The following is a 24,969-nucleotide window of genomic DNA, read 5'->3' on the forward strand; positions in this document are numbered from 1 at the left end:
ATGTCAGTCGAGCACCTTCTTCCACACGCCCTCGTAGGCGACCGGAACGAACCCGATGCGCTCGTTGATCGACAGCATCGGGCGGTTCTCTTCGGCGTTGTACGTCATCACTCGCGGAGAGTCGGGGGCGATCTCGCGCCAGGCCTGCAGGGCGGCGCACTTCACCAGCATCCCCAGGCGGTGGCCGCGGTGGGGCGCCGTGACAAGGGTGTCCTCCTGATGCGACATCGCCGAGCGGTCCTTGCCGATGACGAGTTCGGTGAACGCCGCCAGCTCCCCGGAGTCCACGTGCTGCGCGGCGGTGATGAGCATGTGGCGACCCGCGTCGAGGTAGGTCGCCTCGAAGCGGCGGACGCGCGCGGCATCCCACACCTCCTCGTCGAACTCGAGGTCGGCCGAGGGGGCGTCGGTGACCATGCGGGACTTCATCGCGGCGAAGGACTCGACGAACTCGTCCGGGGTCGGGAGCGCCCACTGCACGACGCGATAGCCGCGGGCCGCGCGCTCGGCCTCGTCGAGCAGGTCCCGCACCCGCGGTGCGGCGCCGGCGAGGTCGAGGCTGCTGACGCGCATGACCTGCTCGAGGGTGCTCCCCGAGGCCTGGAAGAAGCGCGCCGCGTGGTCGCGCGGGACGGAGCCGAATCCGGTCGGTGCGGCCAGCCGCGGTCCGTCGGTCTCGGGGTGCTCGGCCCAGGCCTGCAGCACGGTGCGGTGATGCTCGCGCGCGGTGCGCTCGATCAGGGCGAAGGCGGCCCGACCGATGCCGCGGTTCCGGACGGAGCGTCGGAGCTCCACGAGCCAGAACCCGGTGCGCGCCCCCTCTTCCTGCGGCAGGTCGAGTGAGGCACGACCCACGACCTCACCGTCGAGCACGGCCAACCAGCAGTAACGCACCTGAGAGGGGTCGGGCTGGTACGACGGCAGCAGCTCGTCGGCGGGCATGGAGTTGTCGTCGTGTCCGGAGATCTCGGCGTAGACCAGGTTTCGCACCCGGGCCATCTCGCGGAAGTCGGCGGCATCGGGGGCATCGATCGAGATCGGCACGTGCAGGGGGCGCAGCTCGAGGCCGGCGGGAAGCGAAGTCATGTCGTATGTGTCTTTCTTGCGGGGAGAAGGGGGCGAGCAGTGCCGCCCCCGAGGGGACGGCACTGCCGGGTCAGGCCGGCGGACGCTGCAGCGCGGCGGCGCGGTACCAGTCGCGTTCGCGTTGGGTGCGCTGGGCGTCGTGCTGCCGTGCCCGGTGGACGGCGGCGGCACGCCGCTCGATCGCGTGGATCCGGGCGGCGTGACGGGTCAGCAGCCAGAGGCCGAGACGCAGGGTCAGTCGGTCGAGGCGGCCGACCGGGTGGTCGGTGACGGGGATGGTGAGAGGGGCGGGCGCGGCAGATGCAGAGTGCGGCGCGTGCGTGGGCAGAGTGCTCATGCGGAGGCTCCGAGAAGAGAAGAGCGGAAAGAATCGCGCGAGCCGAGCTCGCACGGGAAGGATCCAGAGGATCGGGTGCACGGCATCCGAGGGATACGGCACGGGAAGCGGAGACGGACGGCGTCTCGACGCGAGGTGACAACCCCGTGGGGCGGGTCAACCCTGGCGGGAGGGCATTCCGACGGCGGTGGTCACTCCGGTGAACGGTGCGGAGAGCACGGGAACGGCGATGAAGCCGGTGGCGGTGAAGCCGGTGAGAGTGCGAATCATGGGAGGACCTCCTTTCGTCGTCGGTTGCGACCACCGACGCTAGCGAGGTGCGCGCGCGAATGTCAAGCGTTCGTCCAGATTGGCGTGCCCTCCGGGCGCGTCGCGACAACGGTGCGCGGCTTGGCGCCGCGGAATCCCGCGGAATCTCGGGTACCGTGAGGCCGTACTCGATCGCGGGAAGGCGGGGTGACATGCACCTCAAGAGCGTGACGCTCAAGGGCTTCAAGTCCTTCGCCTCGTCCACGACCTTCGCCCTCGAACCCGGCGTCACCTGCATCGTCGGGCCGAACGGATCGGGGAAATCCAACGTCGTCGACGCCCTCGCCTGGGTGATGGGCGAGCAGGGAGCGAAGACGCTCCGCGGCGGCAAGATGGAAGACGTCATCTTCGCCGGAACGTCCACGCGTGGACCCCTCGGGCGCGCCGAGGTGCACCTGACGATCGACAACAGCGACGGCGCCCTGCCCATCGACTACAGCGAAGTGACGATCAGCCGCACGCTGTTCCGCACCGGCGCGAGCGAATACGCCATCAACGGACAGACGTGCCGACTTCTCGACGTGCAGGAGCTGCTGAGCGACTCGGGCCTGGGCCGCGAGATGCACGTCATCATCGGCCAGGGCCGCCTCGACACCGTTCTGCAGGCGACGGCCGAGGATCGGCGCGGGTTCATCGAAGAGGCGGCGGGGATCCTCAAGCACCGCCGTCGCAAAGAGAAGACCGCGCGCAAGCTCGAGGCCATGGAGACCAACCTCACCCGTCTCAGCGACCTCGCGGGGGAGCTGCGACGCCAACTGAAGCCGCTCGGCAAGCAGGCCGAGGTCGCACGCGAGGCCGCGACGATCGCGGCGGTCGTGCGCGATGCGAAAGCCCGGCTGTACGCCGACGAACTGGTGCGCCTGCGCGGGCAGCTCGCCGACGCCGCCCGCGCCGAGAGCGAGCGGCACACCGAACGCCTGGGCTTGCAGGAGCAGGCCGATGGGCTGCGTCAGCGGGTGGAGCGGCTCGAGAACGACCAGCGTTCCGAGGCGGTCGACCGTGCGCGCAGCGTCGCCTTCGCGCTCGAGCAGGTGCAGGAGCGTCTGCGCGGGCTCTACAGCCTGGCCGGGCAGCGTCTGACGCTGCTCGCCGACGACGACGCCGACGGCGCGGGGTTCGCCCCCACGGTGACGCAGACCATGATCGACGACGTCCGCGCCGAGATCGACGACATCGCTGCCGGTCTCGGAGACGCGCACGACGCCGCCGCGGATGCCGCACGGGCCGTGGCGCGGGCTCGCGCCGAGCTCGACGCCCTCGACACCGAGATCTCCGCGCAGAGCGCGCTGGTGTCCGAGCACGACATGCGCCTCACCACCCTGCGCGGAGCCGCGGATGCCGCCCACTCGGCCCTCACCGCGGTGCGCGCGGGCGTGGAGCGTCAGCAGCGTGCGCTCGAGGCCGCGCTCGCCCGGCGCGCCGAAGCGGAAGAGGCGCGGGCGGCGCTCGATCCCGACGTCGTGCCCGAGGCGTCCACCGTCGAACACGCCACGGCGTACGAGCGCGCCCAGCGCGACGCGAACGACGCCGAGACGCAGGTGGCGGCGCTGCGGGAACGCCTGCACGCGGCCGAGCGCGAGCGCGACGCGCTGTCGGCGCAGACGGCCGCGCTCGGACGCGCGCTGGACGTGCGCAACGCCGCGGCCGAACTGATCGCGGCCGGGGGCACCGGCATCCGGGGGCTCGTCGGAGACGACGTGCGGGTGACGGCCGGCTTCGAGGCGGCGATCGCCGCCGCCCTCGGCACCCTCGCGGAGGGTCTGCTCGTCGACGACATCGACGCGGCGTTCGCCGCTGCCCGGACGGCCGCCGACTCCGATCTGGGGCTCGTCGAGATCGCGATCGCCGATGCCGCCGTCTCGGACGCCCCGCCGACGGTGGCGGGCGGGGTGCCCGCCGCGCAGGTCGTCACGGCCTCGTCGGGGGTGAGCGCCATCCTGTCGCGGGTGGTCGTCGTGGACGACCTGGCGACCGCCCGGACGGCTCTGCCCTCGCTCGCCCACGACATCACCCTGGTGACCCGCGCCGGAGAGGTGCTGACCGCGCGCACCCTGCGCGCCGGTTCGGGAGCGGGCGGTTCGCGCCTCGAGCTCGCCGCCGAACGCGCCGCCGCGAGCGAGCGGCTCGACGAGATCGTCGTGATCGCCGATTCGTTGCGCGAGGCCCTCGGCGACGAGCAGCGTCACCAGAGCGAGGCGCGTCAACGCACCAAGGACGCGCTGTCGACCCTGCGCGCGCACGACGCCGCGCTGGCGGCGCACGCCGAGAAGGTGAACCGCGTGACGGTGCGGCATGAGGCCGCCGTGGCGGAGTGCGAACGCCTGGCGGCCGGACTCGCGCAGACCGAGGCCGCCGTCGCCGAGGCCGAGGCCACCGCCCGCGTCGCCGAGGAGGCGCTGCGCCGTGCCCAGGAGACGCCCCGCCCCATCCTCGACGTGTCGGCGCGCGACGGATTCCTCGCCGAGGTCGAGGCGGCGCGCGAGGGGGAGATGCGGGCGCGACTCGACATCGAGACGCTCCGCGAGCGGGTGCGCGCGGGCGAGGCCCGCATCGTGCAGCTCGAGCAGCAGCGGGAGCGAGAGCGCGCGGCGGCCGACGAGGCGGCGCGACGCACGGTCATCCGTCGCGCGCAGCGCGAGATCGCCGCCGAGGTCGCCGGGCACCTCCCGGCGGTGCTCGACTCCGTGGATCGATCGGTGAGCGAGGCACGCGTCGAGCTCTCCGCCGCGGAGTCGGCCCGAACGGCCGTGACCGAGCAGTTGAGCCGAGCGCGCACCGAGGAGAGCGGGGTGCGCGAGCGCCTGGCGCGTCTCACCGAGAGCGTCCACGGTCTCGAGCTGCAGATGCACGAGCAGAAGCTGCACATCACCAGCCTTCTCGAACGCGTGCACTCGGAGCTCGCGCTCGACGAGAGCATTCTCGTTTCGGAATACGGTCCCGACCAGGTCGTTCCCGGCGAGGGCGACGGTGACGGCGTGCCCTTCGACCGCGCGGCGCAGAAGAAGCGTCTGCAGGAAGCCGAACGCAAGCTCGGCCAGCTGGGACGGGTGAACCCCCTCGCCCTCGAGGAGTTCGCGGCCCTCGAGCAGCGGCACGCGTTCCTGACCGAGCAGCTCGCCGACCTGCAGCAGACGCGCGCCGACCTGCAGACGATCATCGCCGAGCTCGACGACCGCATGCAGACGATCTTCGTCGCGGCCTTCGAGGACACGCGGGTCGCCTTCACCGAGATCTTCCCCATCCTGTTCCCGGGCGGTGCGGGGAGCATCTCGTTGACCGACCCCGACAATCCGCTCACCACCGGCATCGAGGTGTCGGTGCGCCCGGTCGGCAAGAAGATCGAGCGGCTGTCGCTGCTGTCGGGCGGGGAGCGCTCGCTGGCGGCCGTGGCGTTCCTGACCTCGATCTTCACCGCGCGACCCAGCCCCTTCTACATCCTCGATGAGGTCGAGGCGGCGCTCGACGACGCCAACCTCGGTCGCCTGCTGGGGGTGTTCGAGAAGCTCCGCGCGAGCAGCCAGCTCATCGTCATCACCCACCAGAAGCGCACGATGGAGATCGCCGACGCCCTCTACGGGGTCTCGATGCGTCAGGACGGCGTGTCGGCCGTGGTCGGACAGCGCGTGGGCGATCGCGCCGCCGCGCGGGGCGAAGCCGCCCCCGTAAGCTGAAGCAATGGCTGAGAACTCCTGGTCGCTGGGTCGCGCGCTGCGCGGACTCTTCGTCAAACCCACGATCGACGAGACGACGTGGGACGACCTCGAGACGGCGCTGTTGACCGCCGATTTCGGCCCCGACGTGACCGAGCGCCTGATCGACGAACTGCGCGAGAAGGTCGAGCGCTTCCGCACGACCGATCCGCGCGATCTGCAGCGCATGCTGCGCGAGACGCTCGAGGAGCACTTCGCGAAGTTCGACACCACCCTGCGACTCACCGAGCGGCCGGCCGTGGTGCTCGTGGTCGGGGTGAACGGCGTGGGCAAGACGACCACGATCGGCAAGTTCGCGAAGTTCCTGCAGCGCTACGGCCGGACGGTCGTGGTGGGTGCCGCCGACACGTTCCGCGCGGCAGCCGTCGACCAGCTTGCCACCTGGGCCGAGCGCGGCGGCGCGACGATCGTGCGCCCGCAGCACGAGGGCCAGGACCCGGCATCCGTCGCCTTCCAGACCGTCGCCCACGCGAAAGAGACCGGCACCGAGATCGTGCTCATCGACACCGCGGGGCGCCTGCACACCAAGGGCGGGCTCATGGACGAGCTCGGAAAGATCAAGCGCGTCGTCGAGAAGCAGGCGCCCATCAGCGAGGTCCTCCTGGTGCTGGATGCCACGACCGGCCAGAACGGACTGATGCAGGCGCAGGCCTTCCTCGACAGTGCCGGGGTCACCGGCCTCGTGCTCACCAAGCTCGACGGGTCGGCGAAGGGCGGCTTCGTGCTCGCCGTGCAGGAACTCACCGGCATCCCCGTCAAGCTGCTCGGCCAAGGCGAGGGCATCAACGACCTGACCGGTTTCACCCCGCACGTGTTCGCGGCCTCGCTCGTCGACTGATTGCGGGACCCTTATCGCAGTCGGCGCCCCAGGCGGGTCGCCTTCCCGAAGTCGGGGCTGACTGCTTACATGGACTCATGGCCATCGAGCACGATTTCTTCGGACTCCTCGAGTCGGGTCCCGACGGTTCGATCTTCTGGTCGGAGAACGTGGAGTTCGGCGATCAGAGCGTCACGGTCGACTTGACCGCCCCCGACCAGGACGACGTCTCGGTCGACGCGCTCGATGTCGCGGCCTCGCTCATCTCCACGCTCGAGGCAATCGACCTCGTGGCGCGCAACGCCATGGTGAACGAGCTCGACACCCGCACGAGCGAGGTGACGGAGTACATCCTGCAGCAGCAGGCCACCCTCGGTGACGAGCTCGAGGACTTCCTCACCGACGTGACCGGTGACACGCACATCGACGTCATCAAGGCGCTGCAGCTGATGAGCATGACGATCCTCGTCGACGAGCACGGGGGAGCCGACCCCTTCGCGGTGCTCGAGTACGCCCTCGATCCCGACGCCACCGACGATGCCCTGCTGGTGAACCTGGGCTCCGACGGTCAGGTGCAGTCGGTCACCAGCGCCGACTGAGGCCCGAGCCCGAGACGGCCGGGCTCACGACGCGGGTGAATGCCCGCGCGGACGTGCGAGAACGACGGCTGCCGTCTGCCGCCGTGGCGACGAGACGGCCGCCGCCGCCGACGAACCGCGTCAGACGGCCTGCGCGAAACCGGCGTCGGCGGCGGCGATGTCCTTCGCGAGGTGGGCAAGGTGCGGCGGGATCTCGCGGCCCATCGACACCATCGACTGCGCCCACAGGCGCCCCGCGCGGTACGACGAGCGCACCAAGGGACCGGCCAGCACGCCCAGGAAGCCGATGCGCTCGGCCTCTTGCTTGAACTCCACGAACTCGGCGGGCTTCACCCAGCGCTGCACGGGAAGGTGCCGGGGCGTGGGGCGCAGGTACTGCGTGATGGTGATGATGTCGGTGCCGGCCGCGCGCAGGTCTTCGAGCGCCTGCACGACCTCCGCGGGCTCCTCGCCCATCCCGAGGATGAGGTTCGACTTGGTGATGAGGCCGGCCTCGCGCGCGGCGGTCAGCACGCCGAGCGAGCGCTCGTACCGGAACGCGGGACGGATGCGCTTGAAGATGCGGGGCACCGTCTCGACGTTGTGCGCGAACACCTCGGGCCGCGACGAGAAGACCTCGTCGAGGTGCGAGATGTTGCCCGAGAAGTCGGTGGCCAGGATCTCGACGCCCGTGCCCGGGTTCTCGGCGTGGATGCGTCGCACGGTCTCGGCGTGCAGCCACGCGCCCTCGTCGGGCAGGTCGTCGCGGGCGACGCCCGTGACGGTGGCGTAGCGCAGCTGCATCCGCGTCACGCTCTCGGCGACACGGCGCGGTTCGTCGGTGTCGTAGTCGGCGGGCTTGCCCGTGTCGATCTGGCAGAAGTCGCAGCGCCGCGTGCACTGCGATCCGCCGATGAGGAAGGTCGCCTCGCGGTCCTCCCAGCACTCGAAGATGTTGGGGCAGCCGGCCTCCTGACACACCGTGTGCAGTTCCTCGGTCTTCACGAGGTTCTGAAGCGCCGTGTACTCGGGCCCCATCCGGGCCTTGGTCTTGATCCACTCGGGCTTGCGCTCGATCGGGGTCTCGGCGTTGCGCACCTCGAGACGCAGGAGCTTGCGTCCGTTCGGAGCGGTGGATGCCGGGGCCCCGGCCGCTCCGGTTCCGCAGGCGCTCACGCGGCCACCGCCGCGTACTCGGCGCGGAACGCGCGCTCGATCGCCGGGGCGAGATCGGCGGGGGAGACGTCGCGGCCGATCACCTCGCTCACGGTCGTGACCCCGGCATCCGAGATCCCGCACGGGACGATGCGCCGGAAGCCGGCGAGGGAGTTGTCGCAGTTGACGGCGAAGCCGTGCATGGTCGCACCTCTTTCGACGCGGACTCCGATCGCCGCGACCTTGTCGACGCCGAGGGGGCGCCGGACCCAGACGCCGCTGCGTCCCTCGATGCGGAAGCCGTCGACCCCGTGCTCGGTGAGAGCCGAGATGAGCAGTGCTTCCAGTCGCCGCACGTGGGCGACCACGTCGATCGGCTCGGGCAGACGCACGATGGGGTAGCCCACCAGTTGGCCCGGTCCGTGCCAGGTGATCTTTCCCCCGCGGTCGACGTCGACGACCGGGGTGCCGTCGTCGGGCCGCTCGTGGGCCTCGGTGCGCTTGCCGGCCGTGTAGACGGCCTCGTGTTCGAGGAGCAGCAGGGTGTCGGGCCGGGTGCCGGCGACCACGTCCGCGTGGATCGCCCGCTGGTGGGCCCAGCCGTCGAGATAGGGCACGTAGTGCGGGGAGAGCCCCGCGTGGTGGATGTCGATCATCGACCGCTCCCAATGTTGGATTGCGTCCAAGAATACATGCGACGAGCCGCCTAGGCTGAAGCGGTGACCCCCGAGCCCCGCAGCGGACGCCCCCGCGCCTCGTCGCAAGAGGTGCTGGCCGAAGCCGCGTGCGAGCTGTTCCTCGAGCGCGGCTACGACGCCACCTCGGTGTCCGACATCACCCGCCGGGTCGGCGTCAGTCGTTCCAGCTTCTTCAATTACTTCGCCGCGAAGAGCGACGTGCTGTGGTCGGGGTTCGATGAGCGTGTGGATGCCGCCCAGCGGCACCTGCGCACGGGGTCGGCGATCGATGAGACCCTGATCCGCATCGGAGAGGGGTTCGCTCCCGACGCCCTCGCCCTGGCGATCACGAACGCCGACGCCATGGGCATCGCCGCCGAGCTCGACCGCGATCGCGCCATCCGGCAGTTCCGGCTGCAGCGGGATCTCGCGGCGCGGTTCGTGCGGGACGGGATGCCGGAGCTCTCGGCCGAGGTGCGCGGGGGAGCCCTCTCGGCGGCGGTTCTGGCTGCCGTCTGGGCGTGGGCGGACCGCACCGCAACCGGGCCGGCGCTCCGTGACATGCTCACGGCGGCCCTCGCTCTCGCCTGAGCCCGGCGGCGCCGAGGCCACGGGCCACGCGGGACGGCAGCGCCTTTCGCGCCACCCGCGTAAACTCGTCTCATCATGGCGACTTTCGGCACCCTCTCCGACCGGCTCACAGAGACCTTCCGCAACCTCCGGAAGAAGGGCCAGCTCACACCCGCCGACGTCGACGGGACCGTGCGCGAGATCCGCCGGGCCCTGCTCGACGCCGACGTGGCGCTGCCCGTGGTCAAGGAGTTCACGGCGGCGGTGCGCGAACGCGCCCTCGGCGACGAGGTCAACCGCGCGCTGAACCCTGCGCAGCAGGTCGTGCAGATCGTGAACGACGAGCTCGTCGGCATCCTGGGCGGTCAGCAGCGACGGCTGCAGTTCGCGAAGAACCCCCCGACCGTCATCATGCTCGCGGGCCTCCAGGGCTCCGGTAAGACGACCTTCGCCGGCAAGCTCGCCAAGATGCTCGAGAAAGACGGGCACACCCCGCTGCTGGTCGCCTGCGACCTCCAGCGTCCCAACGCCGTCAACCAGCTGCAGGTCGTCGCCGAGCGCGCCGGTGCCGCCATCTACGCCCCCGAGCCGGGCAACGGCGTCGGCGATCCCGTGAAGGTCGCCCGCGACGGCGTCGCCTACGCCACGCGCCAGCAGCACGACATCGTCATCATCGACACCGCCGGCCGCCTCGGCGTCGACGCCGAGCTGATGAAGCAGGCCGCCGACATCCGCACGGCGACCCAGCCCGACGAGGTGCTCTTCGTCATCGACGCCATGATCGGCCAGGATGCCGTCAACACGGCCAAGGCGTTCCAGGACGGCGTCGACTTCACCGGCGTCGTGCTGTCGAAGCTCGACGGCGACGCCCGCGGTGGTGCGGCCCTGTCGGTGGCCTCGATCACCGGTCGGCCGATCATCTTCGCGTCGACGGGTGAGGGTCTCGACGACGTCGAGCCGTTCCACCCCGACCGCATGGCGTCGCGCATCCTCGACCTCGGTGACATCCTCACCCTGATCGAGCAGGCGCAGTCCGCGTTCGACGAGGCCGAGGCGATGGCGGTCGCCGAGAAGCTCGCGACCGAGACGTTCACGCTCGAAGACTTCCTGCAGCAGATGCAGCAGATGAAGAAGATGGGCTCCATGAAGAAGATGCTCGGGATGCTCCCGGGCATGGGCAACATGAAGCAACAGCTCGAAGACTTCGACGAGCGCGAGATCGATCGCACCGAGGCCATCATCCGCTCGATGACGCTCGGCGAGCGTCGCAACCCCAAGATCCTCAACGGCTCGCGTCGCCTGCGCATCGCTCGCGGTTCGGGCATGACGGTGACCGACGTCAACCAGCTCGTGCAGCGCTTCGACCAGGCAGCCAAGATGATGAAGACCGTCGCACGGGGCGGTGTGCCCAACATCCCCGGCATGGGTCCCGTCGGCGGAAAGCCCGGCGCCTCGTCGAAACGCGGCAAGCAGCAGAAGGCGAAGGGCTCGCGCTCGGGCAACCCGGCCAAGCGCGCGGCCGAGAACGCCGGGGTCGCCGAGGCGACCGCTCCGACCGGTTCGGGCTTCGGTCTGGGCGGCCAGGCCGCGCCGAGCGAGGCCGACCTCGCCGAGCTTCAGAAGATGCTCGGTCGGGGCTGACCCCGCGACGAAAGCTGCTCGGTCGCGGCTGACCCCGCGACGAGAGCTGCGCGGTCGCGGCTGACGCCGCGCCCGGGTCGTCGGGTCAGGGCAGCACGTCGGCGTCTTGCAGTGCCGACATGACCGTCTGCTCGATCGCGCGCTGACCCCGCGGCGTCGGGTGCACGTCGTCGGGCTGCATCCATTCGGGGTGCCCGACGAGCGGCTGACCGACATCGACGAAGGTCCCCCCGGCGTCGTCGATGGCGTCTCTCAGGGCCTGCGAGGTGACGGCGGTGTCGTCGGGGACGTCGGCTTCGTCGTTCCAGATGGTGCTGAGTCCGACGATGCGCGCGTCGGGTGCCGCCTCGCGCAGCAGCTCGATGGTGTCGGCGGTGTCGTCGCGGATCTCGTCGCCGTCCTCCCAGAAGTCGTTGCTCGAGGATTCCACGACGATCAGCTGTGGGTGCAGGGCGGCGACGGCGGGCGCGAGCCCCGAGAAGGGCACCCCGCAGTCGCCCGTGACGACGAAGCCCGCTCCCGCGCAGGCGAGGTTGGTGAGGTTCAGGTGCGCGCGCGTGCCGAGCAGCACCGGCCACGCCTGCTCCGGTTCCAGCCCGAACCCCGACATGAGGGAATCGCCCACCGTCACCACGCGCAGGGGCGCGGGCGTCGACGAGGGGATCGCTGTGGGGGAGGGGCGCAGCACCGGATCGGCGAACGTCGGCTCGGGCCGAGCGGTCGACGTCTCGGCGGCGCAGGCGGTGAGGAGCACGCCCAGGCCCACGGCGATCGCCGTCGTGACCACCAGAGAACGCCCGCGCATCATGGAGCGATCCTATGAGGGCGACCCTATGAAGGGGCGCCGAGCCCGCTCACACCCGCAGCGAGGCGAGGTGCTCGCGCAGGGTGGGTCCCGCGCGGAACTCGCGGATCAGGTGGTGCACGACCTCGCGCAGATCGCCGTCGGCGGCCTCGGCCACCGCGACCTGGCGAGCGGAGCTGCCGCCGGTGGCGAGGATCGTCTCGAGCCCGGCGAACTCGCGCGCGCAGTGCAGCTCGGCCGCGACCTCGGCGAGCTCCTGCATCGTCGAACGCAGGTGGTCGACCACCGGCAGCTGCGTGCCGTCGCGATCCACGATGACCCGCGCGTCCAGACCGTAGCGGGCCGCGCGCCACTTGTTCTCGCGGGCGTACCAGGGCGGGATGCCGGGAAGCTCGCGGCCCTCGTCGATCAGGCGCGAGAAGTGCTCCACGAGCGTCTGTGCGAGGGCGGCGACCGCGGCGAGCTCGGGCAGGGTCGACATCCCGTCGCACGCGCGGATCTCGACGGTGCCCCACTTGGGCGCCGGACGGATGTCCCAACGCACCTCACTGGCATCCGCCATGACCCCGGTGCGCACCATGTCGTCGAGGTAGCGCTCGAAGTCGCCCCAGGTCTCGAGCTGCCAGGGCAGACCCGCCGTGGGCAGCTGCTGGAACACGAGGGCGCGGTTCGAGGCGTACCCCGTGCGCTCGCCCGCCCAGAACGGGCTGGATGCCGAGAGGGCCTGCAGGTGCGGGAGGTAGACGGTGAGGGCGTTGACGATCGGCACGACCTTCTCGACGTCGTCGACGCCGATGTGCACGTGCACACCCCAGATCATCATGTTGCGGCCCCACCACTGCGTGCGCTCGATGAGCGAGTGGTAGCGCGTCTTGTCACTGACCTGCTGGTCGAACCACTGCGCGAAGGGGTGGCTCCCGGCGCACAGCAGCTCGACGCCGAGCGGCTCGGTCTCTTCGCGAAGAGCGCCGATCGCATCGGCGATGTCGTCGACGGCGCCGGCGACGGTGTCGCCCACGCCGCTGGTGACCTCGACGGTGTTCGTCAGCAGCTCACCCGTGACGGTGAAGCGCTCGAGCGCGGTGCGGTCCTCGAGGCGTTCGAGGATCTCGGGGGCACGGGGGACCAGGTCGCCCGTCTCGCGGTCGGCGAGCATGAGCTCCCACTCCAGCCCCACGGACGAGCGCGTCGATGCAGCGAACGGCAGCCTCATGCGGCTCAGTCTCGCATGCGGCATGCGGTGGATCGCGCCGGTGGAAACGCCGTGTTACGCCGACTCCGGCGCGTCGCGGCGTGTCATTCGACGTCGCTGTCGCGGGTGGGGCGACGGATCTGGCAGAATAGAGGGTCGGACCCACCACTCGACCCTCTATCCAGTGTCGGTCCGCCCTTTTGAGCTTCCGCCGGGTGTGCACCCCACGCTCCAGGCGTTCGGTTCGTTCGTTTTCCATCATCAGGAGTCATCGTGGCTGTCAAGATCCGTCTCAAGCGCCTCGGAAAGATCCGCGCGCCCTACTACCGCATCGTCGTCGCCGACTCGCGCACCAAGCGCGACGGTCGTGTCATCGAAGAGATCGGCAAGTACCACCCGACCGAGGAGCCCTCGTTCATCGAGGTCGACTCGGAGCGCGCGCAGTACTGGCTGTCGGTCGGCGCCCAGCCCACCGAGCAGGTCGCCGCCATCCTCAAGCTCACGGGCGACTGGGGCAAGTTCAAGGGCGACGCCAACGCCGTGTCCACCGTCAAGGTGCGCGAGCCCAAGGCGCCCTTCCAGCCCGACGCCGCCAAGAAGTCGGTCGTCAAGCCCAAGGCCGAGAAGAAGGCTGCCGAGGCCCCCGCCGAGGCATCCGCCGACGCCGCCGAGACCTCGGCCGAGTAATTCCCGTGCTGTCTGCCGCGCTCGAACACGTCGTCAAGGGGATCGTCGATCACCCGGACGCCGTGACCATCCGTTCCAGCACCTCGCCCCGCGGCGATGTGCTGGAGGTTCACGTTCACCCCGATGACCGGGGTCGCGTGATCGGGCGCGGCGGACGCACCGCCAGAGCACTGCGCACCGTCGTGTCCGCCCTCGCCGACGGGCGTCGCGTTCGCGTCGACGTCGCCGACGACTGATGGCGGCCGACGACACCGCGGGCTCCCAGCCCGCCAAGACCCAGCTCCGCGTCGGGCGCCTGGTCAAGGCCCACGGCCTCAAAGGCGCCTTCAAGCTGGAGCTCTACACCGACGACCCCGACGGGCGCTTCGTCCCGGGCAGCACCTTCACTCTGCAGGTGCCCGAGTCGTCGCCGTGGCACGGCCGCGAACTGACCGTTCGCGAGTTCCGGTGGATGAACTCGCACCCCGTCGCCTTCTTCGAAGGTGTCGACGACCGCAACGCCGCCGAGGCGCTGGTCAAGGCCATCCTGTGGATCGACCAGGACTCCGAGACCGCCCCCACCGAAGACGACGCCTGGTACGACCACCAGCTGGTCGGTCTCGACGTGGTGCGTGACGGCGACATCATCGGTCGCGTGGTGCGGGTCGATCACTTCCCCGCGCAGGACCTGCTCATCGTCCGCCTGAGCGGCGACGAGCGCGAGGTCCTCGTTCCGTTCGTGAGCGCGATCGTTCCCGAAGTCGACATCGCCGCCGGTCGCGTGGTCGTCACGCCCCCGGCCGGTCTCTTCGAAGAGCTTCCGTCGGTCGAGGGCGACGAGCCCGAGCCGGACGCCGCCGACCTCGAGGCGCACGTCGACGAGACGCCCGACGCCGACGAGGCCACCGACGCGCGCGAGGACTGACGTGCGCATCGACATCGTGTCGATCTTCCCGACGATCTTCGACGCGCTCGAGGTGTCGCTGCTGGGCAAGGCCCGTCAGAGCGGTCTGCTCGACGTGCGCGTGCACGATCTGCGCGACTACACGCACGACCGTCACCGCACGGTCGACGACACGCCCTACGGGGGCGGCGCCGGCATGGTCATGAAGCCCGAACCCTGGGGCGAGGCGCTCGACGACGTCACCCGCGATGCGCCCGAGCGGCCCGTGATCGTCTTCCCGTCGCCCGCCGGCGAGCGGTTCTCGCAGGCCACCGCGCGCGAGCTGTCGACCGCCCCGCACCTCGTCTTCGGATGCGGTCGCTACGAGGGCATCGACGAGCGCGTCTTCGACTACGCCGCCGAACTCGGCGAGGTGCGTCTCATCAGCCTGGGCGACTACGTGCTCAACGGGGGAGAGGTCGCCGTGATGGCGATGGTCGAGGCCATCGGCCGCCTCGTGCCCGGCGTCGTCGGCAACCCCGAGAGCCTCGTCGAGGAGTCCCACGAAGACGGGCTGCTCGAGTATCCGTCGTTCACCAAGCCCGCGGTGTGGCGCGAGCGCGAGGTGCCCCCGGTGCTGCTCAGCGGCAACCACGGTGCGGTGGGCTCGTGGCGACGCGAGCAGCAGCTCGAGCGCACGCGACAGCGCCGGCCCGACCTGCTCGCCGACTGACCCCGCCGCCCCGGGTGTACGCCTCGCGGCCCGGGGCGGAGGGGGAGTCCGCATCGGGTGCGCCCCGCGCTCGGCACCGGCCTGCCCTGTGAATGACGGATGCCGCGACCCCGAGGCCGCGGCATCCGTCGATCGCGTGTCAGTCGACGCCGAGGAACGAACGGTCCGTGAGCACGATCGGGCCGTCGGCGGTGATCGCGACCGTGTGCTCGGAGTGCGACCCGCGCGAGCCGTCGGCGCTGCGCAGCGTCCAGCCGTCGGGGTCGGTGACCAGCTCGTCGGTCGTGTGCAGGAACCACGGCTCGAGCGCCACGACGAGGCCCGCACGCAGCGGGTAGCCGCGTCCTGCCTTGCCGTCGTTGGCGACGTGCGGATCGCCGTGCATCGTGCGTCCGACGCCGTGACCGCCGAAGTCGGTGTTGATGCTCAGGCCCTCGGCGTGGGCGACCGCGGCGATGGCCGCCGAGATGTCGCCGATCTTGTGGCCGACGGTCGCGGCGTCGATCGCGGCGGCCAGAGCGCGCTCCGAGGTGTCGATGAGCGCCAGGTCCTCCTCGCGGGCCGTGCCGACCACGAACGACACGGCCGAGTCGGCGACCCAGCCGTCGACCGACGCCGCGAAGTCCAGCGAGACGAGGTCGCCGTCGCGCAGGACGTAGTCGTGGGGGAGGCCGTGCAGCACGGCGTCGTTGATCGAGGTGCACAGCACCTTGCCGAACGGGCTCGCGCCGAACGAGGGGTGGTAGTCGATGTAGCAGGACTCGGCACCGGCGGCGCGGATCATGTCGTGGGCGCGGCGATCCAGGTGCAGCAGGTTCGTGCCCACCTTGGTCTCGTCGCGCAGGGTCGCGAGCACCTCCGCGACGAAGCGGCCCGCCGGACGCATCGCTTCGATCTCGGCCGGGGTGCGAAGTTCGATCATGGTGTTCCTCTCGTGGAACATCCATTCTCCCCGACGCGGCGCCCTCGCGCCGAGACGGGCAGAGGGTTCTCATAGGCAGCGCACATTCCCGCGCCGTAGCATCGGTCCATGGCGCTGCGCAGACTCTTCCTCGGCTGGTTGTTCCCGGCCGCCTTCGTCCTGCCGCTCTGGCTGTTCGTCGGATGGATCGTCTTCTCGGGCGGAAGCGGGTGGGCTCTGCTGTGGCTGTTCGTCGCCCTGCCGGCCGTCTTCGTCTCGCAGGTGCTGCTGTCACTGCTCATCCGCGGACGTGCGAGCGTGCGCGAGTCGCGCGCGGTGTCGTGGCGCGATGTGGCGGGCCTGGGGCTGTGGCACGTGGTGATCGTCGCGCTGGGCTTCTTCGACTCGCGCGTGTTCTTCCCGCTGCTGGTGCTGTCGGTCGTCGGTGCGCTGCTGCTGTTCTGGTCGTCGCTGGCGCAGTTGTGGAACGAAGCGCGGGGCGCGGTCACCGTGCTGCACGCCACCGACGGCACGGCCTACATCCCGCCGGCGCAGGAACGCCCGGCGACCCAGCCCGCGGACGACGTGATCGTCGTCTCCGAAACGCGCCGTCCCGACTGAGCCGGTTTTGCCGCGCTCGGTGTCCGTGGCAGAATAGGCGTTTGTGCCCTGACCGGCTCTGCCTCAGGGGAGTCCGCCGCATCCGCGGCTTCGGGCACGCCTCACCTTTTCCCCTTTTATCGTGCGATCGACCTGTGGCGGTCGCAGGAAGTGAAGATCATGCAGATCCTCGACTCCGTCGACGCAGCCTCGCTGCGGTCCGACATCCCCGTCTTCGCCCCCGGCGACACCGTCAAGGTGCACGTCAACATCACCGAAGGCACGCGCTCGCGTGTCCAGGTCTTCCAGGGCGTCGTCATCGGCCGCTCGGGCGATGGCGTCCGCGAGACGTTCTGCGTCCGCAAGGTCAGCTTCCAGGTCGGCGTGGAGCGCACGTTCCCCGTCCACAGCCCGGTGATCGACCACATCGAGGTCGTCACCCGCGGTGACGTCCGTCGCGCCAAGCTCTACTACCTGCGCAGCCTCCGTGGCAAGAAGGCCAAGATCAAGGAGAAGCGCGACCGCTGAGTCCGCTCCCCTCGAACGCCCCGTGGATTTCACCCACGGGGCGTTCGGCGTTTTCGCGGCGGCGTCGGTCATCCGTCGGGGCCCCGATGTGCGACCCTTGTCCGTGCGGTTCTCCGGTGTGCGGCGGACCCGGTGAAGGAACACATGAACGACCAGACCGCCTCGACCCCGGATGCCATGGCATCCCGTTCCGACGGTCGGCGTCGTCGCGGGTGGGGACTGTTCTTCCGCGACCTCGTGGTCATCGTGCTCATCGCGCTTGTCGTGTCGTTCCTGGTCAAGACGTTCGTGGTTCGGTCGTTCTACATCCCGTCGGCGTCGATGGAGAACACGCTGATGATCAACGACCGGATTCTGGTCGATGAGCTGACCCCCCGTTTCGGCGAGTACTCGCGCGGCGACGTCGTCGTGTTCCGCGACCCGGGCGGATGGCTCGACACCACACCGGCCGCTCCGCGGTCGCCGCTCGTCGAGGGCGTCGACTGGGCGCTCTCGCTGTTCGGCCTGTCGGCGCCCGACAGCGACGACCACCTGATCAAGCGCGTGATCGGCACCGCCGGCGACCACGTCGTCTGCTGCAACGCGCTCGGGCAGACCACCGTCAACGGCGTGCCGCTCGACGAGAGCTACGTGCGCCTCGCGCCCGGCGCCACGGCTCCCGAGCCGGTTCCCTACGACATCACGGTGCCCGAGGGCTCGCTCTGGGTGCTCGGCGACAACCGCAACAGTTCGCGCGACTCGCGCTTCAACCAGGATCAGCCCGGGCTGGGCTTCGTTCCCGTCGACAACGTCGTCGGGCGCGCCTTCCTCAAGACGTGGCCGCTCGACCGGTTCGGCCTCGTCGACTTCCACCACGAGGTGTTCGCGGGGGTCCCCGCGCCGGGATCGCCGTGATCGAGCCCACCCTCACGCTCGAGCGTCGCCTGCTCAAGGAGCACGCGATCGTCATCGCCTGCGACGAAGTGGGTCGCGGGGCGCTGGCGGGACCGGTGGCGGTCGGCGCGGCGGTGGTCGACCCGGCCCGTTCACGCAAGCGCGTGCCGATGGGGCTGCGCGACTCCAAGCTCGTACCCGAGGCCCGTCGCCCCGAGGTCGCCGCGCGGGCGGCGGCGTTCGTGCAGCACAGCGCCGTCGGGTGGGCGAGCTCCGTCGAGGTCGATGAGATCGGCATCATCCGTGCCCTCGGGCTCGCGGCGGTCCGGGCGATCGCCGACCTGCGCGCCCACGGCGTCGTGCCCGAAGAAGCGCTCGTGATCCTCGACGGCAACCACGACTACATCACCCCGGCGGGCGAGTCGGGGCTGACGGTGCGCCCGATCATCAAGGCCGACCGCGACTGCGCGAGTGCGGCCGCGGCATCCGTCATCGCCAAGGTCGCCCGGGACACGCTGATGGTCGGTCTGCACGACGACCTGCCCGCCTACGGGTGGGCGCGCAACAAGGGGTACGCGAGCCTCGATCACCGCGACGCCATCGCCGTGCACGGCATGAGCGAGCACCACCGGCATTCGTGGGCGATCGCCGCGGCGCCCACGCTGTTCTGACGACGCCGATCCGACGACGCCGAGGGACGCGCCCGGGAGCGCGCCCGCGTGCGGCTCGGCGCCCGACGCCCGCCTAGGATGGGAGAACCATGGATGACGACGTCTTCGAGGACTACGACCGCGAACTCGAACTGGCCCTTTACCGCGAGTACCGCGATGTCGTGCGCCAGTTCACCTACGTGATCGAGACCGAGCGACGGTTCTACCTGGCCAACGACGTCAATGTCGTGCGCCGCGACACCGAGCACGACTTCTACTTCGAGATCTCGATGACCGACGTGTGGGTGTGGGACATCTACCGCGCCGACCGGTTCGTGAAGTCGGTGCGGGTGCTGACCTTCAAGGACGTCAACGTCGAAGAGCTCTCGCGCCATGACTTCCAGCTGCCCGACGAGCTGTCGCTCGACAACTGACGCTCCTCCACAGCGGCCCGATCTCTCGGGCTCTCCACCGATGACGGTTTCGACGCCGCGGACGGGGTGAGCCGGATGCCACGCTCTCGGGCATGGCAGCGAAAGACGACCTCGGCCGAGCCGGGGAAGAACGCGCCGTCGCCTTCTTGACGGGTGACGGTTACCGGATACTGGCGCGGAACTGGCGGTGCGCACAGGGCGAGCTCGACATCGTCGCCGAGCACGGGCGCACTCTCGTCGTGGTCGAGGTGAAGACCCGCCGGAGCGAGGACTTCGGTCACCCGTTCGAGGCGATCGACGCGCGCAAGGCGGCTCGCCTGTGGCGGTTGGCCATGGCGTGGATCGCCGCTCACCCCGACGCGGCACGCGGCCGCCATCTGCGCATCGACGCGATCGCCCTCGTGGGGGACGATCCGGCGACGGCCCGCCTCGAGCACCTCGAGGACGCCCTGTGAGCGTGGCGCGCACGTGGGCCGTGGCGCTGACGGGCCTGCGCGGAGACCCCGTCGAGGTCGAGGCCGACGTGTCGTCGCAGACGCCGGAGTTCGCCATCATCGGACTCCCCGACAAGTCCCTCGGCGAAGCAGGACGCCGGGTGCGCAACGCCTGCGCCAATCGTGGTCTCGATCTGCCGAAGCGGCGGATCACCGTGAACCTCTCGCCGGCGAGTCTTCCCAAACGCGGGTCGGGGTTCGACGTTGCCATCGCCGTGGCCGCGCTGGCGACGACCACGCGCATGGATGCCGCCCGCGTCGCCGCCACCGTGCACATCGGCGAGCTGGGACTCGACGGGCGGCTGCGCCCGGTGCCGGGCATTCTTCCCGCGGTGGTCGCTGCCCGCCGCGCGGGGCACGCACGGGTCGTGGTCCCCGCGGCCAATGCGGCCGAGGCCGCCCTCGTCGAGGGGGTCGAGGTGTTCGCCGCCACCTGCCTGGCCGAGGTCGTGCGCTGGCACGGAGGGGCGACCGACGCCGTGGAGCTGGACCCCGTCACGGCTCCGACGGTCGACGACTCCTCCGATGAGAGCCACGAACTCGCCGACGTCGTCGGGCAGGCCGATGCCGTCGACGCGCTCGTCGTGGCGGCGGCCGGCGGCCACCACATGCTGATGAGCGGGCCCCCGGGCGCGGGCAAGACCATGCTGGCGCGTCGGCTCCCCGGCATCCTGCCCCCGCTCGACGACGACGCCGCGCTGTCGGTGGCGTCGGTGCGCTCCCTGTCGGGCGAGACGGTGACCCGGTTGTCGCGGACACCGCCGTTCGAGAGCCCTCACCACGGCGCGACGGCCGCCGCCCTGATCGGGGGAGGGTCGGGCGTGGTACGCCCGGGCGCCATCGCCCGCGCCAGCGACGGGGTGCTGTTCCTCGACGAGGGTGGTGAGTTCCCGGCGGCGGTCCTCGACGCCCTGCGCCAACCGCTCGAGAGCGGCGTCATCCAGGTGCACCGATCGGGGGTGGCCGCCACCTATCCCGCGCGTTTCCAACTCGTGGTCGCGACGAACCCCTGCCCGTGCGGTCAGTACGGGGTGGCCGGGGGAAGGTGCGAGTGCGCCCCGCAGGCGATCCGGCGGTACACGCGTCGACTGTCGGGTCCCCTCCTCGACCGGATCGACATCGACCTGCGCCTCCAGCGCGTATCGGCCGCGCGACGCGAGAGCGACACGCGGACGGTGACCACCGCGCAGGCGCGCGAGACCGTCGCGCGGGCGCGAGAACACGCGGCGGTCCGGTGGGCCGCAACCCCGTGGCGTCGAAACGCCGACGTGCCGGGGACCTGGTTGCGCGGCCCCGCGGCACCGTCGCCCGCCGTGCTGAGCCCGCTCGACGCGGCACTGCGGCGTGGGGCGCTGACCCTGCGCGGCTACGACCGGCTGCTGCGGGTGGCGTGGACCGTCGCCGACATCGCCGGTCATGAGCGGTTGCAGCCCGACGACGTGGGTCGAGCGCTGTACCTGCGGCGGGGGATGAGCGCGTGAACCTCCCCGATCTCGAGGCACCGGCCGCGCGCCGCGCCCTCCGCGGGCTCCGGCGCGCCGAGGGCGACGAGGGCTCGGCCTACGCCCGCGCGATCTGGAGCGTTCTGCTCGAGCCCGGCGACGGGGTGGCCGGGGCCCTGATCGCGGCGCACGGGCCGGTCGACGCGCTCCGTCTCGTCTCGCGCGGAGAGGGGGCGGAACTCGGGGACGCGCGCGCACGGTGGCTGCCGCGCCTGCAGCCCGATTCGATCACCGCCGCGCTGGAGTCGGCCCGTCGGGCGGCGGTCGACCTCGTCGTGCCGGGCGACGAGGACTGGCCGGTGAAGCTCGACGACCTCGGTGCCCATGCCCCGGTGGCTCTGTGGCGGCGGGGCCGATCTGCGGCTCCCGTCGGGCCCGTCGTCGCCCTTGTCGGGGCGCGCGCCTCGACGGCCTACGGCGAGGGGATCGCTGCCGACCTCGCCGCCGAGCTCGCTGCGGACGGCGTCACGGTGGTGTCGGGAGCGGCGTACGGAATCGACGGCGCGGCCCACCGCGCCGCGTTGAGCACCGCGGGAACGACGAGCGCCTTCCTCGCCGGAGGCGTCGACCGTTCGTATCCGCGCGGGCACGAAGCCCTGCTGACGACGATCGCCGCGTCGGGTGGGGTGTGGAGCGAGACACCGTGCGGAGCCGCACCGACGAAATGGAGGTTTCTCGCGAGGAACAGGCTGATCGCGGGGTTCGCCGATGCCGTGGTCATCGTCGAGGCCGGGTGGCGCAGCGGCTCGCTCAACACGGCTGCACATGCGGCGACGCTCGGTCGCACCCTGGGGGCGGTACCCGGGCCGGTGACGAGTGCGGCCTCGGCCGGCTGCCACCGCATCCTGCGCGAGTACGACGGAGTGTGCGTGACCTCGGCTGCCGACGTGCGCGAGATGCTCGGCGGCGCGGGAGCGGGCACATCGGCCGACGAGGGGCGTACCGACGAGAGCACCCGGATCATGGACGCCCTCTCCGCGCGGTCGGCGCGGCCGACCGACGAGGTCGCGCGGCGGAGTGGGCTGGCGCCCTCGCACGCCGTCGCGCTCCTGGGCTTCGCCGAGCTCGAGGGGCGGGCGATGCGCGACAGCGAGGGGGACTGGCTCCTGATGCACGGCGCGCGATGAGAGGGAGGGCGGCGGGGTGCCCGATGCTCGGCGCGTGGCCGCGTGAGCGCCTTCGGTCGTCCGTTCGGTCCGATCGCGGTCTGAGCGCGCGTCGTGTCGGGCTCCGCCGTGCGTGGCGGGCAGGGTGGAGCCGTGCGTGTGTCGGAAGCCGTCGAGGGGTATCTCACCCACCTCTCCGACGTGCGCCGGCTCTCGTCGGCGACGGTGCGCGCGTATCGGGCCGACCTGGCCGACCTCACGGGGGCGACCGGCGATCCGGACGTCGCGGCGCTCGGCGTCGAGGACCTCCGCGAGTGGCAGTGGGAAGCGTCCAGATCGGGGCTGTCGAAGGCCACCGCGGCGCGGCGGACGTCGGCGGTTCGCGGGTTCCTCGCCTGGGCGAAGGATGCGGGGCTGATCGACGGCGACCCGGCGCAGCGCCTCGTCGCCCCCAAGCGCGGTCGCACGCTGCCGGCCGTCGCCACTGCCCAGGCACTCGAGGGTGTCCTCTCGACGGCGGCCGAGAACGCGCGCGAGGGCGATCCGCTGGCGCTGCGCGACCACGCCCTGCTCGAGATGCTCTACGGCTCGGGCGCCCGCGTGTCGGAGATCTGCGGTCTCGACCTCGACGACATCGACCCCGAGCGTCGCACCCTGCGTCTGCGCGGGAAGGGCGACAAGGAGCGCGTCGTGCCCTACGGCGTTCCCGCCGGCCTCTCCCTCGACGCCTACCTGGTCCGCGCGCGCCCGGTCCTCTCGGCGCGCGGTGAGGGGGGCGCGGGACGCGCGGTGTTCCTCGGTGCGCAGGGGCGGCGCCTGGGCCCACGGGCCGTGCACTCCCTCGTCTCGCGCACCGTGGCCCCCGTCGTCGGCGCTGAGACCCTGGGGCCCCACGCGCTGCGCCACTCCGCAGCGACGCACCTGCTCGACGGGGGCGCCGACCTGCGCGCGGTGCAGGAGATCCTCGGACACGCCAGCCTCGGAACCACGCAGATCTACACCCACGTCTCGGGCGAACGGCTGCGGGAGGCGTACAAGCTCGCGCACCCGCGGGCCTGAGCATTCACGGGCCTGAGCCGCCGGGGGGCTTGGAGCCGGGGCGTATGGCATCCGCGCGCCGGGCATCCCATCGCCTGAGCATCAGCGCACCCCACCAGCAACGGGGTCGAGTAGGCGCGGGCCGCGCGAGCTCAAGCGTGCACGGGCTCAGTCCGGCGTGGGCCCGCGCGTGCCCGACCCCGCGTGACGGCCCGATACCGCGACCCGATGCACGCTCTGCGCGGCCAGCCGCTGGCGCTCGCCCCGTCGGCGGACGTAGCGTGAGCCGGGTGAATCGCCGATCCGTCTCCGCCGCGGCGGGTGCCGTCGTGCTCGTCCTCTCGCTCGCCGGGTGCGCGCTGCAGCCGACGCCCGTAGAGACGCGCCTCCCCCCGGGAGCGGTCGTCACCTCCGCGCCTCCGACCGCGGCCGCGCCCTCACCGACGGTCGTCACCTCGCCCCCGACCACGGCGCCGACGGTCGCACCCGTGCCCGATCCCTCGACGCCGGCGTCGGACCCCGATGCCCTCTCGTGCGGCGACGGAGGCTCGCAGAACGTCTCGGGCGCCGAACAGACGGTCCGCGTCGTCGGCACCTGCGCCGAACTCACCGTCTCGGGGTCCGCGCTGACGGTGGATGCCGCGGGCGCGACGATCCGTTCCCTGCGCGTCTCGGGCGATCGCGTCCGGGTGTCCGCGTCGGCGATCGATGCGCTCGTCGTGCAGGGCAACGATGCGGCTGTCTCGTCGGGCGGCGCCATCGGCAGCGTCGACCTCAGCGGCGACCGCACGACCGTCGACGCCGGTGGTGCCGTCTCATCGGTCACGGTACGCGGACAGGACAACATCGTCCGCGCCGGCGGGGGAGTCGGCCAGACCACGGTCGATGGTCGCGGTAACCAGATCGGCTGACGCCCGGCCGCCCGCAGCGAGCAGGTGACGTCGCGGAAGCGCGCCGCCCGGTCCCGTCGTCAGCAGCAGGGCAGCAGAACCGCTCGCGGAACGCCGCCCAGCAGACGCAGCGGATTGATGTACTCGCCGTCCAGCCGCACGCCGAAGTGCAGCGTGTGCGGCCGGGTGTGACCTTCGGGGGCGACGGTGCCCACGACGGCTCCGCGGGCGATGCGGTCACCGGCGACCAGGCCGGTCGCCACGGGCTCGAGGGTCGTGACCAGACCGTCTCCGTGGTCGATGGTGACGACGAGGCGTCCGGCCACCGCTCCGGCGAAGGCGATGCGACCGTCGGCGGGGGAGCGCACCGGCTCGGGGGCTGCGAGGTCGATTCCGCGGTGGCCCGGACCGTAGCGGTGGGCGGGGGCTTCGAAGGGGCGGAGGAGCTGCACCGTCTGCACCGGCCACACCCACCCCCGATCGGCGAGCGGATCGCCGCCGACCGTCGGGTTCGCCGCGAGCAGCAGGGCGAGGATCATCGCGAACCGGAGCGCGCGCAGGACGAGGGGCCGGGGTCGCATGGCCGAAGTCTCCCGCCCCGTTCCGTGCCCTCGAGGGCGAATCGGGCGTGACGGTGACGGTCCCTCTCATGCACGCGGTGGGGAGGAGGCGTCCTGTATGCTGGAGGACGCATCTCGCTTGTCGGGATGACTCCGCGTGCCCTCAGCGCAGCGCGCCGCCCCTCGGGGCAGCGCATCGCGCGGCATCCACACCCCATGGTCCTCCGCTCCGGC

The 24,969-nt window shown here is 71.4% G+C and carries 27 protein-coding genes; 19 read left to right on the forward strand and 8 right to left on the reverse strand.

Annotated features, from left to right (window positions below):
* Positions 1 to 3: 3 nt before the first annotated feature.
* Together ASG45_RS10075 and ASG45_RS10080 are read right to left on the reverse strand one after the other, a co-directional pair.
* Positions 4 to 1,086, reverse strand: coding sequence for a GNAT family N-acetyltransferase (locus tag ASG45_RS10075; protein WP_055836624.1), 1,083 nt, complete (start codon positions 1,084 to 1,086; stop codon positions 4 to 6).
* Positions 1,087 to 1,156: 70 nt separating this feature from the next.
* On the reverse strand, positions 1,157 to 1,423 hold the full coding sequence (locus ASG45_RS10080) for a hypothetical protein (RefSeq protein WP_055836626.1): 267 nt from the start codon (positions 1,421 to 1,423) through the stop codon (positions 1,157 to 1,159).
* 461 nt (positions 1,424 to 1,884) lie between these two features.
* Here ASG45_RS10080 and smc point away from each other — a divergent pair, with 461 nt between their 5' ends.
* The 3 genes from smc (at position 1,885) to ASG45_RS10095 (ending at position 6,858) form a co-directional block, all read left to right on the forward strand.
* On the forward strand, positions 1,885 to 5,403 hold the full coding sequence (gene smc, locus ASG45_RS10085; RefSeq protein ID WP_055836630.1) for a chromosome segregation protein SMC: 3,519 nt from the start codon (positions 1,885 to 1,887) through the stop codon (positions 5,401 to 5,403).
* A 4-nt stretch (positions 5,404 to 5,407) separates the two neighbouring features.
* A complete protein-coding gene (gene ftsY, locus ASG45_RS10090) occupies positions 5,408 to 6,280 on the forward strand; it encodes a signal recognition particle-docking protein FtsY (RefSeq protein ID WP_055836633.1) in 873 nt (290 codons plus the stop codon).
* Between the two features lie 77 nt (positions 6,281 to 6,357).
* Positions 6,358 to 6,858, forward strand: a complete 501-nt coding sequence (locus ASG45_RS10095; RefSeq protein WP_055836636.1) for a DUF2004 domain-containing protein — start codon at positions 6,358 to 6,360, stop codon at positions 6,856 to 6,858.
* A 120-nt stretch (positions 6,859 to 6,978) separates the two neighbouring features.
* On the opposite strand, the gene lipA is transcribed toward ASG45_RS10095, so the two are convergent.
* Positions 6,979 to 8,013 (reverse strand): lipoyl synthase, encoded by a 1,035-nt coding sequence (gene lipA, locus ASG45_RS10100; RefSeq protein WP_200943410.1) that lies wholly within the window; start codon positions 8,011 to 8,013, stop codon positions 6,979 to 6,981.
* Positions 8,010 to 8,648, reverse strand: a complete 639-nt coding sequence (gene lipB, locus ASG45_RS10105; RefSeq protein WP_055836639.1) for a lipoyl(octanoyl) transferase LipB — start codon at positions 8,646 to 8,648, stop codon at positions 8,010 to 8,012. The genes lipA and lipB overlap by 4 nt, the downstream gene beginning before the upstream one ends.
* 63 nt (positions 8,649 to 8,711) lie before the next feature.
* Between lipB and ASG45_RS10110 the strand changes: the two genes are divergently transcribed.
* Entirely contained in the window at positions 8,712 to 9,260 is a 549-nt protein-coding gene (locus tag ASG45_RS10110) for a TetR/AcrR family transcriptional regulator (protein WP_055836642.1), read from the forward strand.
* Between the two features lie 75 nt (positions 9,261 to 9,335).
* The gene (gene ffh, locus ASG45_RS10115; RefSeq protein ID WP_055836644.1) at positions 9,336 to 10,880 is read left to right on the forward strand and encodes a signal recognition particle protein; all 1,545 of its coding nucleotides are present in this window, start codon (positions 9,336 to 9,338) and stop codon (positions 10,878 to 10,880) included.
* A gap of 85 nt (positions 10,881 to 10,965) precedes the next feature.
* Here ffh and ASG45_RS10120 read toward each other — a convergent pair whose 3' ends face one another.
* Entirely contained in the window at positions 10,966 to 11,688 is a 723-nt protein-coding gene (locus tag ASG45_RS10120) for an SGNH/GDSL hydrolase family protein (RefSeq protein WP_055836646.1), read from the reverse strand.
* A gap of 46 nt (positions 11,689 to 11,734) precedes the next feature.
* Entirely contained in the window at positions 11,735 to 12,898 is a 1,164-nt protein-coding gene (locus tag ASG45_RS10125; RefSeq protein WP_055836648.1) for a glutamate--cysteine ligase, read from the reverse strand.
* Positions 12,899 to 13,150: 252 nt separating this feature from the next.
* Between ASG45_RS10125 and rpsP the strand changes: the two genes are divergently transcribed.
* Genes rpsP through trmD form a run of 4 tightly spaced genes read left to right on the forward strand, consistent with a single transcriptional unit; the run spans position 13,151 to position 15,159 of the window.
* Positions 13,151 to 13,564: a 30S ribosomal protein S16 gene (rpsP, locus tag ASG45_RS10130; protein ID WP_055836651.1), complete on the forward strand. Its 414-nt coding sequence runs from the start codon at positions 13,151 to 13,153 to the stop codon at positions 13,562 to 13,564.
* A gap of 5 nt (positions 13,565 to 13,569) precedes the next feature.
* Positions 13,570 to 13,800 carry an RNA-binding protein gene (locus ASG45_RS10135; RefSeq protein WP_055836655.1) on the forward strand — a complete coding sequence of 77 codons (231 nt, stop codon included), beginning with the start codon at positions 13,570 to 13,572 and terminating at the stop codon, positions 13,798 to 13,800.
* Entirely contained in the window at positions 13,800 to 14,468 is a 669-nt protein-coding gene (gene rimM / locus ASG45_RS10140) for a ribosome maturation factor RimM (protein WP_055836658.1), read from the forward strand. Before ASG45_RS10135 ends, rimM begins: the two co-directional genes overlap by 1 nt.
* A gap of 1 nt (position 14,469) precedes the next feature.
* Positions 14,470 to 15,159 carry a tRNA (guanosine(37)-N1)-methyltransferase TrmD gene (gene trmD / locus ASG45_RS10145; protein WP_055836661.1) on the forward strand — a complete coding sequence of 230 codons (690 nt, stop codon included), beginning with the start codon at positions 14,470 to 14,472 and terminating at the stop codon, positions 15,157 to 15,159.
* A gap of 139 nt (positions 15,160 to 15,298) precedes the next feature.
* Here trmD and map read toward each other — a convergent pair whose 3' ends face one another.
* Positions 15,299 to 16,081 carry a type I methionyl aminopeptidase gene (gene map / locus ASG45_RS10150; protein ID WP_055836664.1) on the reverse strand — a complete coding sequence of 261 codons (783 nt, stop codon included), beginning with the start codon at positions 16,079 to 16,081 and terminating at the stop codon, positions 15,299 to 15,301.
* A 108-nt stretch (positions 16,082 to 16,189) separates the two neighbouring features.
* Here map and ASG45_RS10155 point away from each other — a divergent pair, with 108 nt between their 5' ends.
* From ASG45_RS10155 to ASG45_RS10200, 10 genes are all read left to right on the forward strand, one after another.
* Entirely contained in the window at positions 16,190 to 16,681 is a 492-nt protein-coding gene (locus tag ASG45_RS10155; protein WP_055836667.1) for a hypothetical protein, read from the forward strand.
* 159 nt (positions 16,682 to 16,840) lie between these two features.
* Positions 16,841 to 17,188 (forward strand): 50S ribosomal protein L19, encoded by a 348-nt coding sequence (gene rplS / locus ASG45_RS10160; RefSeq protein WP_055837868.1) that lies wholly within the window; start codon positions 16,841 to 16,843, stop codon positions 17,186 to 17,188.
* Between the two features lie 144 nt (positions 17,189 to 17,332).
* On the forward strand, positions 17,333 to 18,082 hold the full coding sequence (gene lepB, locus ASG45_RS10165; RefSeq protein WP_055836669.1) for a signal peptidase I: 750 nt from the start codon (positions 17,333 to 17,335) through the stop codon (positions 18,080 to 18,082).
* Positions 18,073 to 18,732, forward strand: coding sequence for a ribonuclease HII (locus ASG45_RS10170; protein ID WP_055837870.1), 660 nt, complete (start codon positions 18,073 to 18,075; stop codon positions 18,730 to 18,732). The genes lepB and ASG45_RS10170 overlap by 10 nt, the downstream gene beginning before the upstream one ends.
* An 89-nt stretch (positions 18,733 to 18,821) precedes the next feature.
* Positions 18,822 to 19,145: a DUF2469 family protein gene (locus tag ASG45_RS10175; RefSeq protein WP_055836674.1), complete on the forward strand. Its 324-nt coding sequence runs from the start codon at positions 18,822 to 18,824 to the stop codon at positions 19,143 to 19,145.
* A 92-nt stretch (positions 19,146 to 19,237) separates the two neighbouring features.
* Complete coding sequence (locus ASG45_RS10180; protein ID WP_055836677.1) at positions 19,238 to 19,600, forward strand: YraN family protein; 363 nt, start codon at positions 19,238 to 19,240, stop codon at positions 19,598 to 19,600.
* Positions 19,597 to 21,120, forward strand: coding sequence for a YifB family Mg chelatase-like AAA ATPase (locus tag ASG45_RS10185; protein ID WP_055836680.1), 1,524 nt, complete (start codon positions 19,597 to 19,599; stop codon positions 21,118 to 21,120). The genes ASG45_RS10180 and ASG45_RS10185 overlap by 4 nt, the downstream gene beginning before the upstream one ends.
* Positions 21,117 to 22,268: a DNA-processing protein DprA gene (gene dprA / locus ASG45_RS10190; RefSeq protein WP_055836683.1), complete on the forward strand. Its 1,152-nt coding sequence runs from the start codon at positions 21,117 to 21,119 to the stop codon at positions 22,266 to 22,268. The genes ASG45_RS10185 and dprA overlap by 4 nt, the downstream gene beginning before the upstream one ends.
* 132 nt (positions 22,269 to 22,400) lie before the next feature.
* Positions 22,401 to 23,306 carry a tyrosine recombinase XerC gene (locus tag ASG45_RS10195; protein ID WP_055836686.1) on the forward strand — a complete coding sequence of 302 codons (906 nt, stop codon included), beginning with the start codon at positions 22,401 to 22,403 and terminating at the stop codon, positions 23,304 to 23,306.
* Between the two features lie 269 nt (positions 23,307 to 23,575).
* Positions 23,576 to 24,196, forward strand: a complete 621-nt coding sequence (locus tag ASG45_RS10200) for a DUF3060 domain-containing protein (RefSeq protein WP_055836689.1) — start codon at positions 23,576 to 23,578, stop codon at positions 24,194 to 24,196.
* Positions 24,197 to 24,255: 59 nt separating this feature from the next.
* On the opposite strand, the gene ASG45_RS10205 is transcribed toward ASG45_RS10200, so the two are convergent.
* Positions 24,256 to 24,756: a murein hydrolase activator EnvC family protein gene (locus ASG45_RS10205; protein ID WP_055836693.1), complete on the reverse strand. Its 501-nt coding sequence runs from the start codon at positions 24,754 to 24,756 to the stop codon at positions 24,256 to 24,258.
* Positions 24,757 to 24,969: the final 213 nt, after the last annotated feature.

It is taken from the genome of Microbacterium sp. Leaf436, assembly GCF_001424715.1.
Classification (GTDB): domain Bacteria; phylum Actinomycetota; class Actinomycetes; order Actinomycetales; family Microbacteriaceae; genus Microbacterium.